Origin of the sequence: Psychrobacter cryohalolentis K5 (assembly GCF_000013905.1) — a bacterium.
In the GTDB taxonomy this organism is placed as follows: domain Bacteria; phylum Pseudomonadota; class Gammaproteobacteria; order Pseudomonadales; family Moraxellaceae; genus Psychrobacter; species Psychrobacter cryohalolentis.
In genome coordinates this window covers 2,811,724-2,825,092 of the sequence record NC_007969.1, presented here as the reverse complement: position 1 = coordinate 2,825,092, position 13,369 = coordinate 2,811,724, and the positions used below count along the sequence as shown (strand labels likewise).

Genomic DNA, 13,369 nt, shown 5'->3' with positions numbered 1-13,369 from the left:
AAGGATTTTAATGCAGACTTTATTAAAAAGACGCACAAAAACCTTTATAATAGCTAACACTAATTCTCATACCGCTAAACCATGATATTCGACATCACGACATAGCATAGGAGTCGTACTGTGAGCACCTTAACCAAATCTGACATGATTGAGCATTTGATGAATCATCTAAACCTAACGCGCCAAGAAGGTCGCTGTTTGGTAGAGAATTTTTTTGACGAACTGTCAGAGAGTTTGATTGATGGCAAAGAGGTCAAGCTTTCAGGCTTTGGCAACTTTGAGCTTAAAGACAAAAATAGTCGCCCAGGACGCAACCCTAAGACAGGGGAGCCCGTCGCGGTATCAGCGCGCCGCGTTGTGACCTTTAAAACAGGACAAAAATTCCGTCAACAGGTCGATGAGCGCCTATTTGACCAATAATAGTAGTGAGTAAGATTAAAAGTGATGGTTCGCAGTTGTCTATTAAATCGACTGTTATAGCCATCATTTTTTTATGCGACATTGTCTCAGTTATATAAAACATAAATTGCAGGCATAAAAAAAGAGAGCATAAGCTCTCTTTTTTTTAGTACAGTATTTTTATTTATAAAAATAAAAATTACTGAGCTGGTTGCTCAACTACAACTTCGTCAGCTGCGTCTACAGCTGGAGTTTCGCTAGCTACGTCAACGCTAGTAGTAGTACCGTCTACAGGTACTTCAGCATCGATTTCGTCAGTAGCAGTAGCAAGTTGTGCATCAGCGATATCAGCTTCAGCGCCAGCAACAGCAGCTTCTGCTTCAGCAGGAACAGCTTCGCCTTCAGCAGCAGCTTCGTCTAATTGCTCAGAAGCATCAGTTACTTCTTCTTGAGCGTCAGATAAATCTTCAGCAGCGTTTTCTTTGTTGCTATCACAGGCAGTTAAGCCCATAGTTGCAGTCATGATACCAGCTAGAGCAAGTAATTTTAAGTTCATAAGGTTTTCTCCGGGATAATTAAATGAGCAGTAGCAGCAAAAAAGGTTGAACATCCGAGATGTCTCAGATATTCAACTAGTCTTAGTCACAGCTACTCAGCTTCCACGCATTCTATATGATTTCTTTCTGCATAGAAAGAGGTTGTACAATTAAGTTACAATAAAATTGTAAATAGGGTTTTATTTTACTTATTTTACATAATTATCCATACAAAAAGTCAAATTAATCGACGTATAATCAACGACATCTGCTTATTGCAGAGAAATTTCTTATGTCTGGTACTTTGTATCTGTTTGCGCTATTTATGACAGCATAATAAAGAAGATAGCGGATACATAAGTAATGCTAAATGGTAGTCATAATAACTGGCTGTAAATATAAAAAAGCGCTAAGTGTTTTAAAGCAGTTTGTAGTCTGTGGCAGATTAAATTAGCAAAGGTTATCAAGATATGACATCAAAGGATTGAGCTAAAAACTATATAACATGAATCATGATCGATATGAGTGGCATAAGATATCGTATTTTTTGGGAGAAGGATTATGAAATGGCAAGGCAGACGTGGCAGTACTAATGTGCGTACTAGTAGTGGTGGCGGTAAGCTAATGGGCGGCGGTATCGGCGGTATCATTATTGCTGGTATTTTATGGCTAGTGTTTGGGGTAAATCCCATGACCGCATTGCAAACAGGTCAAGAGGTCGCAGGCGGTGGTAATACATCTACTGAACCAGCTACCAGTGACGATCGGGATACACAGTTTGTCAAAGTTGTCTTGGCAGATACTGAAGAGGTTTGGCATCAAATATTCAATGAGGGGGGTAGTACATATAAAGAGCCGTCACTGATTTTGTTTAATGGGCAAGTCAGTTCTGCTTGTGGTAGTGCCAGTTCAGCGACTGGTCCTTTTTATTGCCCAGGTGATCAAACGGTCTATTTAGATACGTCGTTTTTCGTAGAGATGCGTCAAAAGCTTGGTATCTCTGGTGATATCCAAAACTCCGGGGATAGTGACAATCAGAACAAAGCGGGCGATTTTGCCCAAGCCTATGTGATCTCCCATGAAGTAGGTCACCATGTACAGACTTTGCTTGGTATTACTCAGCAAGTAAATGAGGCCAGCCGTCAAGTGACTCGGGCACAAGCAAATAAATTGTCTGTCCTACAAGAGCTACAAGCTGATTGCTTTGCTGGTGTTTGGGCGCAGCGCAATCAAGAGCGCGTACAGTTTTTAGAAGCAGGTGATATCGACGAAGCTATCAATGCTGCTGGTCAGATTGGTGATGATCGCTTAGCACGTGCAGGAGGCGGGGCGGTAGTACCTGATAACTTTACTCATGGTACTAGCCAACAGCGTGTAGAGTGGTTTACGCGCGGTCTAGAGAGCGGTAATGTGCAAACTTGTGATACGTTTAGCGGTGCTTTATAGCACTGATTATTATAAAACCAGTTATATTGATTGGTATAGTTAAAATATCTCAAAAACGCTACAGTGCTGCTGGTATAAATTTTTTGCAGCCTCTGTCTGCATAGGCACAGCAAGCAAGAAAAATTAATATCAGCAGCACTTGATGTATTGATATTACTTTTCCCTGACTATAGTAATGGTTAGACACAAAAAAGCCTGCAATTGATTGCAGGCTTTTTTGTCAGCTAGTTGGCTAGGTAATATCTTTCATTAAAATATATGCGCCAAAAGAGCTGCCCAAAACTGATTATCTGGTTTGATCATAGATATAACCACCAGCGCCGCCAATAGCAGCACCAGCGATTGCACCACGAGCGATATCTTTGCTATCGCCTTTACTTTTGATCAGTGCACCGGCAGCAGCGCCAGCAGTGGCAGCTTTAGCTGTATTACTTAGACCAGTGCTATATCCGTTAGTAGCACAGCCACCCATAATAAGAGCAGAGCTAGTTAGAGCCGTCATTGCGATAGTTTTAGCAAGTTTCATAATATCACCTATTAAATCGTCAAGTTTAAAATACTAAGTATACAGTATATATTTCAGTATGTTCTTAACCCTTATAGTAGCCCTTATATATAAATCTGGTCGTAGTAAAAACGCTAAGCTTTGCAAGTAAGCTGTAAATTATGTTGCCTCACTGTGTCATTGGTAGTGCCTTTGCTTAGGGTTATTGTATTTATCCTGATAGTAAGCTAACTGTTCTCGACGCGAATTATTCCCAATGATAGAGCCAATAGTAATAAAAACAAAAAGACCGCCTTATAGGCAGCCTTTATGAGTAAAACGTCAATTATTTATATAACTCTATTGTCGTAAAAGATTTAAAATCAATTTTGTGATTTACGCTTCATTTGCTCAAAAAATTCATCATTGGTTTTGGCTTCTTTTAAGCGGTCCAATAAGAACTCAGTTGCTTGTACACCATCCATCGGCTGTAGCAATTTACGCAGGATCCAAACTTTACGCAGCTTATCTTCATCAAGCAGACGTTCTTCACGGCGTGTACCCGATTTTTTGATATTAATGGCAGGGAAGACACGCTTTTCTGCCAGATCACGCTCAAGGGTAATCTCTTGGTTACCGGTACCTTTGAATTCTTCAAAGATAACGCTGTCCATTTTACTACCAGTATCAATAAGGGCACTGGCGATAATGGTCAAGCTGCCGCCTTCTTCAATATTACGAGCAGCACCAAAGAATCGTTTTGGGCGCTCTAACGCATTGGCATCCAAACCACCGGTCAACACTTTACCTGATGAAGGAATAACGGTGTTATAGGCGCGGGCAAGACGGGTAATCGAGTCAAGCAGAATGACCACGTCTTGCTTGTGCTCAACCAAGCGCTTGGCTTTTTCAATGACCATTTCAGCCACTTGTACATGGCGCTGTGGCGGCTCATCGAAAGTTGAGGCAACCACTTCACCGCGTACAGTACGTTCCATCTCGGTGACTTCTTCTGGACGCTCATCAATCAGCAGCACAATGAGGTAGCATTCAGGATTATTACGAGTGATCGATTGTGCTATTGACTGTAGCAGCATCGTTTTACCCGCTTTGGGCGGTGCCACAATAATAGAGCGCTGACCTTTACCAATCGGTGCGATCAGGTCGATAATACGACCAGTCAAATCTTCAGTCGTACCGTTACCTAGCTCAAGTTTTAGCTGCTCAGTTGGAAATAATGGCGTTAAGTTTTCAAAGATAAGCTTATGACGTGAGCGGTCTGGCGTATCAAAGTTGATTTCACCGACTTTTAATAGTGCAAAATAACGCTCAGAGTCTTTTGGTGGACGAATCGTGCCTGCGATACTGTCGCCAGTTTTTAGACTGAAACGGCGAATTTGGCTTGGGCTGACATAGATATCATCAGGACCTGCTAAATAAGAGCCTTCAGATGAGCGCAAAAAACCAAAACCGTCAGGGAGCACTTCAAGCACACCATCACCATAGATGGCCTCACCGTTACGGGCATGAGTTTTTAGAATGGCAAAGATAATGTCTTGTTTACGGCTACGTGCCATATTATCAAGACCCATCTCTTTAGCGATGGCCAGTAGCTCAGCGATTGATTTTTTCTTTAATTCAGTAAGATTCATAGATAGGTCGTTAGCAGTTGATAAGATGAGAGATGCCATTATTCATAAATCACGACAGTGATTAAAACAATGTTATTAGGGCGATAGAGGGTATATATACAGAGTTAAAATTTATGTAGTTTTGATTTTATGTGTCAGTTTATGAGCTTGTCGCAAGAGAGGCAGACAAGTTATAAAAGGTGAAGATAAAGAAATCTACATAAGAGTCTGCGTCAAAAACTCAATATCAGTCATTGTGTTTAGTCATTCGGTCAGTAGTGGTATTTAATAATGACGATGGTGTTTTTGTTGATAAACACGAGGAGAATAGCGACAAGATATTTAGGAGAGCCATTAGTGTTCTCTTATCAGCAGACTATACGGGCTTAAAGATAGTATTGTCAATAATTTTTGCCAAAAAAGTAAAGTAATCTAGCTTTTTGCTCATAAAATCAACAAAAAAGCCACTATCTGTATCAGATAATGGCTTTGATGTTTACGATGCTTTCAGCGCTTTTACTAAGAATGACCAAAGCAAGCATGCGTTAATTTATAGATGCTTATCTAATACTTTTGCCAATTCAGCTTTTGGCTGTAAGCCCATGACTGAATCCACTTTTTCGCCACCTTTAAATACGAATAGGGTAGGAATGTTGCGGATACCAAAACGGCTTGCCGCTTGTGGGTTGTTATCAACGTCAACTTTAACGATTTTAACTTTACCTTGGTACTCAGTCGCTAAATCTTCTAAAATAGGTGCGATTGCTTTACAAGGACCACACCATGTTGCCCAAAAATCAACTAATACTGGCACGTCAGATTGTAAGACGTCTTGGTCAAAGTTGGCATCAGTGGTATTAACAATAAGGTCTGACATAATTTTTCTCTCTTGTTTTATTATATGTATCACCATTTATCGATAAAACAATAAATGTCATACCAAAATGATGACCAGCTAACGAATGTTAAGAATGTGTATAAATCTGCCATTATATTAACATGTTTGCCTAAAGTTGACAGACGTAGACTGGTTAAATTGTTTAACAATTACGATTAGCACAATAAATCGACACATAAGGATACAGGGTTGGCTTTTATCTGTTACCTACTGTATTGATTTTTGCTTTTAACTGCTCATTAAGATTATTTGCATTTTGATTCTATAACGGATTCTGATTTTTATATCCGAACTGATTAATATAAGTCCATTCATATAAGTAGCCCACATTTATGCCCTTTACAGATGAAAAAATCGATGCCCTTAATGCTGAAGAAAAAACCCGTTCGCCTGATTTTTTTCAAACATTTGCAAAAAAAGTTACCGTCTATGAAGATGAAGATATCTGGGTAGTCGATAAGCCAGCAGGACTATTGAGTGTCGACGGTAAGAGCTTAAAAGTAAGCTTGCTAGCTCGCCTTGAACGTGCCAATCCTGCCGTCAAACTGATTCATCGCCTCGATATGGATACCTCTGGCCTGCTTATTTTCGCCAAAAATGCAGCGGCACAAACCAATATTAGTAAGCAGTTCATCGACCGACTACCGCAAAAAAATTATCAAGCACGAGTGTTTGGTCAATGGGACAGCGTTGGCGCTACTGGCAAGATATCGGTACCAGTACGCTATGAGCCTGCAACCAAACCGCGTCATATCGTCGATCCTAACTGGTCAAAACATGCGCTGACTTTATATGAAATATTGGCGCATGAAGAATGTGATGGTCAAATAGTAACTCGCGTCCTATTAAAACCAGTCACTGGTCGTAGTCATCAGCTGCGCGTCCATATGGTACATATCGGACATGTGATGATTGGTGACCCGATTTATGCAGAAGGTATTGCATTGGATATTGCGCCAAGACTAAATCTACATGCACAGCAACTGCGCCTAAAACATCCAACGCTTGGAGCGTGGATGGACTGGGAAAGTCCAACGCCTTTTTAGTATTTTTAAAATAAACTAAAATCTAGTATTGTTGCAAATTACTAGATAAAGTTGCTAGGTAAAGCTGCTATGGAAAATTAGTAAGGCATCCTGCGCTCTAATAGGTCAGCCAACTTGCAAAAACAAGGATTGTATTATGCTTAATATGACTACTGCCAAGCAGGCGCTTAAGAAGCGCTTTAAAGCTAAACCTTATTCATCAGATGCTCCTGCAGATTATGAGGTACTGATTATTGGTGCGGGTATCGCAGGCATCAGCATGGCTTGCCATTTGCAGCAGCAGAGCTCGCAAAAAAGTCATCGAAGTCTTTTTGATAGTAAAAGCGTTAAGCAGAAAAAACGCCTCAAACTTAATAGCCAACGATTTTTAATCGTAGAAAAACGTGAGGATTTGGGCGGTACATGGGATTTGTTTACCTATCCTGGTATTCGTTCTGACTCGGATGCGCTGACTTTTGGCTATAATTTCCGTCCGTGGTTGGATCATAAGATGCTTGCAAAAGGTGCAGACATTAAAAGCTATATTGCTGATACAGCACGCGAGTTTAAAGTGGTAGAGCATATTCGCTATCAGCATGAAGTACAGCAGTTATCATGGTCAAGCGACAGTCAGCAATGGACGGCGATGATTAAAAATCATGCTACCAGTGAAGTATTGAGCTTAACGGCAAACTTTGTCGTTGGAGCGACCGGTTATTATGACTATGAAACTGGTTATAGACCACATTTTAAAAATGAAGAAAATTTCAAAGGTGAAATAGTCCACCCGCAGCATTGGCAAGAAACACAATACGACGATAAAAAGGTCGTCGTCATTGGTAGTGGCGCGACGGCGATGACACTGATACCGGCATTGGTCGATGAAAGTAGTAAACAATGTGCCCGTCATGTCACCATGCTGCAACGCTCACCGACGTATGTTGCAAGCGTACCAGGCGATGATAATGCGCTTGACTGGCTATCAGGTAAATTCTCACCTTTATCAAAAGCACAGGCGTACACCTTGTTGCGTACGCGCAATGTGATGTTTCAACAAGGTGTTTATCGGGTGGCGATTTATGCGCCAAAGATGATGAAAGCGCTATTAAACCATAAAGTTAGAAAAGAGCTTAAAGGTAGTGGCGTGGATGTTGCCCATTTTAAGCCGGCTTATAATCCTTGGGAAGAGCGTTTGTGTGCGGTACCTGATAGCGATTTGTTTCAAGCTTTGCATAGCAAGTGCGCTGAAGTGGTAACCGATAGCATAAGCCAGTTTACCTCAACGGGTATTGCATTAGCATCAGGCAAGCATTTGGACGCAGATATCATCGTTACTGCGACGGGTCTAAAATTACAGATGCTAGGCGGTGCAGCTTTATATGTCGATGGGGAGTCGATCGATGTAGGCGCACGAATGACCTACAAAGCAGTGATGCTTGAGGGTGTACCAAATATGGCAATCATGTTTGGCTATACCAACGCGTCTTGGACATTGAAGATTGATTTGGCCTGTCAGTATGTGCTGCGTTTACTGAGTTATATGAATAAAGAAGGATACAAAACAGTATGTGCGCAGGCTGAGACTGAGCACGAAAAAGTGAAAACGCAGGCAGATACGGTACTTGGGGCACTATCAGCAGGGTATGTCAGCCGTGCCAAGGATGAGCTGCCAAAACAAGGTGATCGCTATCCTTGGCGGGTGAACAACAACTATGTCACCGATCGCATCATGCTCAAATACCGTAAAATCAAAGATGAGTGGCTACAGTTTAATCGTTAGAATTTGCTAATTATTAATATTACTGAGCTTGATTGATAAAATCACTGACTTGTTTACTAAGCATTTGCCATAAGGTTTCTTGCGCGCTTTTGCTGCCCCACGCATTGTGCGGACTAAATATCACGCGTGGATGCTCACCAAGAGCCAGTAAAGGATCATTGGCAGCTATGGGTTCTTGCTCAAAAACGTCGCTGCCATACCCTAAAATCTGCTCATTGTTAATGGCATCAGCAAGCGCTTGGCTATCCACAATACCACCACGAGCGACGTTGACAAGTAGAGGTTTTTTAGTCATTTTGGCCAAGGTGTCTGCATTAATAAGGTGCTGAGTTTTCTCATTTAACGGGCAATGCAAGCTCAGTACATCGGACTGCGCCAGTACGTCTTCAAACGCTGTATAGTCATCATTACGCGGCATACGCCCTTGGTGCTCCGCCCACAATACCGTCATGCCAAAAGCACGCGCAATATCAGTGACACGTTTGCCAATGGTACCAATGCCAATAATACCCAGCGTTTTATTTTCCAAATCTATAAGCGGGATATCAAGTAGGCAAAAATTACCATTATCTGCCCACGTGCCATCGGTGACTTTATTATGATAATGCAGACCGGCACGCATGGCATTTAGCATCAGCATAAAGGTATGCTCAGGCACGCTTTTCACCGCGTAACCGGCGACGTTATAGAGCGCGATATTATGCTCAGCACAAGCATCTTGGTCAACGTTATTCATACCCGTAGCGGTCAGTTGAATAAGTTTTAGCTTTGGCAAATTAGCAATCGCTTCGGCATTGATTTGCACTTTATTAGTAAAAATAATATCGGCGTCTTTGCAGCGCTCAATGATCAGTGCTTGAGGCGTATCATCGTAAGTAATGTAATCAGTAACGCCAGCGGGTGCTGGCAAATCGACGTTATCAGAAAAAGTGCCTTTATCTAAAAAAACCGCTTGCATGATGATTCCTTATCTCGTTGTTATCGTAAATAGGTTTTGTTTATTATCGGCTTAATGTAGCACGTTGCTGCATTTAGTCAAAAAACATGTCAAAAAGCGCAAAGCAAAAACCTCTACTTCAAGCTGAAATAGAGGTTTTATTTATTGAGACACTCGTTTCTTGCGCTTACTTATTTTTTTGCGCTTATAAAGAAAAACGCTTACGCAATTTACCGATCAGACTACGTACACGACTGCTCAAGTCAATGCGCACATCGTTTTCAGGATCGTGCTCGACTTCATAACGTTTGACCAATTCAGGGCTGGCTTTTAGTTTTGCATGGTGCTGGAATGCACGATTGACACTAATTTCAAGGAGGCTTGCGCGCATTGGTTTTGGTAAGCAGCGATAAACCTGACCTTTATTAATCAAATCAATCAGCAAGCCAGCATCTTGAAATTCGGTCTGTACCAAGACCACCAGATGCGGCGCATCTTGCTTTAGGGTAAAGATAATCGGCGCGATATTTTCGCCACTGACATTGATGTCGGTAATACAAACACCGATATCTTCGTTCGCTAAATAATCGTAAGCTTCCTCTAAACCTTGGGCGTGCAGCACTTTATAGTTATTAGAGAATTGCTTACGTATTTGCTCGATCAACTCATTGGTCTCATCAATGACCAATAGCGTTTGCTTGTTGCCTGAGCTGTCAAATTGCTCAGCGTTTTCGTCTGGGTTATAAGTCAAAGCGATTTCAGTGGCGCGTCCGACGACAGCGAGCAGTTCTTCAGATTTACATGGCTTGGTTAAATAACGGTAAATTTCACCATCATTAATAGAGCCAATAATCGCGTTTAAATCAGCATAGCCGGTTAATAATATACGCATGGTAGAAGGTGATACGTCTTTTACTTCGCGCAAGATATCAACGCCAACCCGCTCAGGCATACGTTGGTCACTGACTGCAACGTGTACATGGTTGTTTTTGATATAGTCGATGTATTCAGTCGGGTCAGTGGTAATAAAAACGTCATGCGTTTTACGAAACAACAGTTTCATCGAACGTAAAATACGTTGTTCATCGTCAATAAAAGCCAGCTTCGGTTTCGCTTCAACCCCTAACTCAGCGGTACTGATGTTATTACTGGTGTCATTTTCTAATTCATTCATGATGATATCCTTATGATGAATAACAGTGATATAGTTTTATATAATCATTAAAATAGCAATTAAAATAACAACAGAACCTAGCGATTATGCCGCTAGGCTTTTTTCTGTCAGATCATTATTAATGGGTAGCGTTAAGGTAAAGGTTGTGCCAACGCCTACAGTCGATACGGCTTTAATGTCGCCATTATGCTGCTCCATAATCTGCTGACTGATTGCCATACCAAGACCAGTACCTTCGCCTGCGCCTTTAGTGGTAAAGAACGGCTCAAATATCTGACTGAGCACTTCTGAGCTCATGCCTTTACCGTTATCAATGACATCAACATAAACATTGCTGTCATCGGCACGGGTGCGCACTTCGATTTTGCCATCAGATTTTTCGCCCATGGCTTGCGCGGCGTTATTAAGCAAGTTCACCAAGACTTGGTTAATCTGTGACGGTGAGCATTTAATTTCAGGTGTCGGCGCAAAATCAGTGACAATCTCTTGATGTCTGATAGAGTTACCCGCGATTTTCAGCGAGGCTTCGATACATTCGCGCACATCAATGGTCTTCACTTTTGACTCATCAAGACGGGCAAAGTTACGAAGATTAAGCACCATCTCGGTGATTTGCTCGACGCCAAATAGCGAGTCTTTAATCAGCTCTTTTAGCTCAGCGGACAAATCATCTTCTTGGATTTCATCAGACGCACGGACGATATCTGCCAATAGCTTGTCAATTTTGCCATCAGCAGCGGCATCAGTTTTAACGGCTTTTAACCCTTGTACCAGTTCAATCAGCTCTTCGTATTGCTCAGTTAGCTGTCCGATAATTTCAAGGTTATTTTGCACATAAGATAATGGCGTATTTACTTCATGAGCAACACCAGCAACCATTTGACCTAACGTCGCCATTTTTTCTGAACGAATCAATTGCAGCTGTGAGTTTTTCAGCTCTTTTAGCGTATCTTGCAGCTCAGCAGTACGTTCTTCTACTTTAATTTCTAGCTGCTGATTGATATTGGCAAGCTTACCTTCGTTAGATTGGATACGATCTAATAGGTCGTTAATAGAGCCGTTTACCAGTCCAATCTCGTTGCGACCTGTCTTAAATTTAACTGAGCTTAGCTTGTTGTACTGCTTGTTATTAATGATGTTTTCTGCGAGAGAAATTTTATCAGTGGTTTCTTTCAATGGCTTGAATGCTAAGAAAGTTAGCATAAAGTAGATAATACCAGCGGTGATAAGGAGCGCTAACGCAATCCAGTTAATCAAGTTTTCACTTAAATTGTCGGCAATGGCGTTAATCTCAGCATCAGGTTGGACAACGATAAGTTTCCAATAGGTTTCAGGAATCTCAAAGACATAGGCTTGACTGCCGTTATAAAAGTTATCATTGGTCAGCTCAAAGCTTTGTAGCAAGCGACTATCCATAGCATTTTGCTTGTTTTCACCGTTATTTAGGTAAGCAGCATAGTTGACCAAATAATAACCTTTGGAATCACCTGTTTCTGCTTTATCAATTGTATTCAATACTTGCTGAACTTGCGGTGACACGCTAGCTGCAACTTGCTCGATAATCTCGTTACGCTGAGTTTCCAAGAAGTTTAATACCGGATTCCAAGCAGGGTCAGAGTTGATAACTTGTTTGATATCAAGTGGTGTACCGGTTGCTTCATCAATATAGCTTAAGCGTTCAGGGTTAGATGAGGCGATTACCTTATCACTGTTATCTAATAATAAAATGTAGCCTGAACCAGAGCTCTCACTCAACTTGACGATGTTCTCTTGCAACTGGTTTAGGGTAAAGTTAACCGTACTGGCACCCCAAAACTGATTGTCACGCTCAATTGCGACACCGCAGCTCATGGCAAGCTCGCCTTTGGTTTGGCTGGCGCGAACATGGTTCCAGATACAGCTGTCAGGTTTGAGTAGTTTTAAGACGCTAAACCAATCTTCTTGATAATAAGGATTGGTTGGGTTTGGATCGCTTAGTACCGCTTGATAATCACCGTTTTGGCGTACCATCAAAAACGGATGGGTTGCAGTATTGGCACCAAGAGCGCCTTTTTCTGGCCAAATGCCGCCACTACCCAATAAGTTATAGTCGCGTTTATCGAATGCATTGGCGGTACTGACTTGCAAAATATTCTCTTGCGGTGGCAGCGTTTGCGCGCTTTGCTGTAACAGCAAGGCACTACGCATGACACGATTGATGTCGGCTGAGATACTATTAACCGCGGTATTACCACGTTCAGCGACCAGCTTTGCTGACTCAAGACGGATTTTATCATGGCCTTCTTTATCAACGACATAGACAACGACCGCAAGTACGACCGCAAAAGCAATGAACAAAATAGTGGTAACTTGGGTACTGACTTGATTAAAAAAGCCAACTTTTTTAGAGGCACTCATGACGGGATTTGTCCTTGGGAGTAGGGAGCACAAAAAGAATTGCCAATGGGATGGATTGGCTACAACTAAATATATGGTTAAGTTTCATCAAAATGGCTTGTAAACATTAGTCAGAAACATCAACTAAAAACAGTATTAACATAACTTAAAATTATGATAATAAAGTCAACTTATAACTTAATGGACTATTACAGGCAATAGCATACTCATAATCGCTGATAAAGCATCGATAACGGTTATGAGGTCTATGCTATTTTTTATATAAGTAGTAGTTAGCTAAAAGTCTAATGACTTAGTTAAATTGAATAGCCTTGGTATTAAGAGAGATGTTCTATTGCATTTTTTAACAATACAGCAACAATTTTACGATAACAATATTTTTTGTTTACTTGCGAGTCGTTATCTTATTGGTTTATAAGCCCAACTTATGCTTAGCCTTGACTTTATCTTGCAGAAATCTGCTCTTGAAAAGTGAACTTAACGCACTCATCTAAGCGCTAACGTTATATAATGATCTGTTTTACCGACGGATTTGGCTTACAAGCTGATGTGCCTGATATATCTCGTGACAATATACTGAATGACCGTATATTGAATAAACGTATATCCAATAATTATCAGTTCGTCCATGTGACTGATCCAGCAAGCATGGCTTGCATCGT

The 13,369-nt window shown here is 41.3% G+C and carries 11 protein-coding genes; 4 read left to right on the top strand and 7 right to left on the bottom strand.

Annotated features, from left to right (window positions below):
• Positions 1-120 precede the first annotated feature (120 nt).
• The gene (locus tag PCRYO_RS11750; RefSeq protein ID WP_011514605.1) at positions 121-420 is read left to right on the top strand and encodes an integration host factor subunit alpha; all 300 of its coding nucleotides are present in this window, start codon (positions 121-123) and stop codon (positions 418-420) included.
• Positions 421-598: 178 nt separating this feature from the next.
• Here the strand turns inward: PCRYO_RS11750 and PCRYO_RS11745 are convergent, their stop codons facing one another.
• Positions 599-955: a hypothetical protein gene (locus tag PCRYO_RS11745; protein ID WP_011514604.1), complete on the bottom strand. Its 357-nt coding sequence runs from the start codon at positions 953-955 to the stop codon at positions 599-601.
• Positions 956-1,496: 541 nt separating this feature from the next.
• Here PCRYO_RS11745 and PCRYO_RS11740 point away from each other — a divergent pair.
• On the top strand, positions 1,497-2,381 hold the full coding sequence (locus PCRYO_RS11740; RefSeq protein ID WP_011514603.1) for a KPN_02809 family neutral zinc metallopeptidase: 885 nt from the start codon (positions 1,497-1,499) through the stop codon (positions 2,379-2,381).
• Positions 2,382-2,667: 286 nt separating this feature from the next.
• On the opposite strand, the gene PCRYO_RS11735 is transcribed toward PCRYO_RS11740, so the two are convergent.
• From PCRYO_RS11735 to trxA, 3 genes are all read right to left on the bottom strand, one after another.
• Entirely contained in the window at positions 2,668-2,907 is a 240-nt protein-coding gene (locus tag PCRYO_RS11735) for a hypothetical protein (RefSeq protein ID WP_011514602.1), read from the bottom strand.
• Between the two features lie 341 nt (positions 2,908-3,248).
• On the bottom strand, positions 3,249-4,517 hold the full coding sequence (rho, locus tag PCRYO_RS11730) for a transcription termination factor Rho (RefSeq protein WP_020444407.1): 1,269 nt from the start codon (positions 4,515-4,517) through the stop codon (positions 3,249-3,251).
• 529 nt (positions 4,518-5,046) lie between these two features.
• Positions 5,047-5,373, bottom strand: coding sequence for a thioredoxin (trxA, locus tag PCRYO_RS11725; protein WP_020444406.1), 327 nt, complete (start codon positions 5,371-5,373; stop codon positions 5,047-5,049).
• 353 nt (positions 5,374-5,726) lie between these two features.
• Between trxA and PCRYO_RS11720 the strand changes: the two genes are divergently transcribed.
• Positions 5,727-6,440: an RluA family pseudouridine synthase gene (locus tag PCRYO_RS11720; protein ID WP_011514600.1), complete on the top strand. Its 714-nt coding sequence runs from the start codon at positions 5,727-5,729 to the stop codon at positions 6,438-6,440.
• A gap of 136 nt (positions 6,441-6,576) precedes the next feature.
• A complete protein-coding gene (locus tag PCRYO_RS11715) occupies positions 6,577-8,199 on the top strand; it encodes a flavin-containing monooxygenase (protein ID WP_011514599.1) in 1,623 nt (540 codons plus the stop codon).
• Positions 8,200-8,218: 19 nt separating this feature from the next.
• Here the strand turns inward: PCRYO_RS11715 and PCRYO_RS11710 are convergent, their stop codons facing one another.
• The 3 genes from PCRYO_RS11710 to PCRYO_RS11700 form a co-directional block, all read right to left on the bottom strand.
• On the bottom strand, positions 8,219-9,157 hold the full coding sequence (locus PCRYO_RS11710) for a D-2-hydroxyacid dehydrogenase (protein WP_011514598.1): 939 nt from the start codon (positions 9,155-9,157) through the stop codon (positions 8,219-8,221).
• A 184-nt stretch (positions 9,158-9,341) separates the two neighbouring features.
• Positions 9,342-10,310 carry a response regulator gene (locus tag PCRYO_RS11705; RefSeq protein WP_011514597.1) on the bottom strand — a complete coding sequence of 323 codons (969 nt, stop codon included), beginning with the start codon at positions 10,308-10,310 and terminating at the stop codon, positions 9,342-9,344.
• A gap of 84 nt (positions 10,311-10,394) precedes the next feature.
• Positions 10,395-12,707: a sensor histidine kinase gene (locus tag PCRYO_RS11700; RefSeq protein WP_011514596.1), complete on the bottom strand. Its 2,313-nt coding sequence runs from the start codon at positions 12,705-12,707 to the stop codon at positions 10,395-10,397.
• Positions 12,708-13,369: the final 662 nt, after the last annotated feature.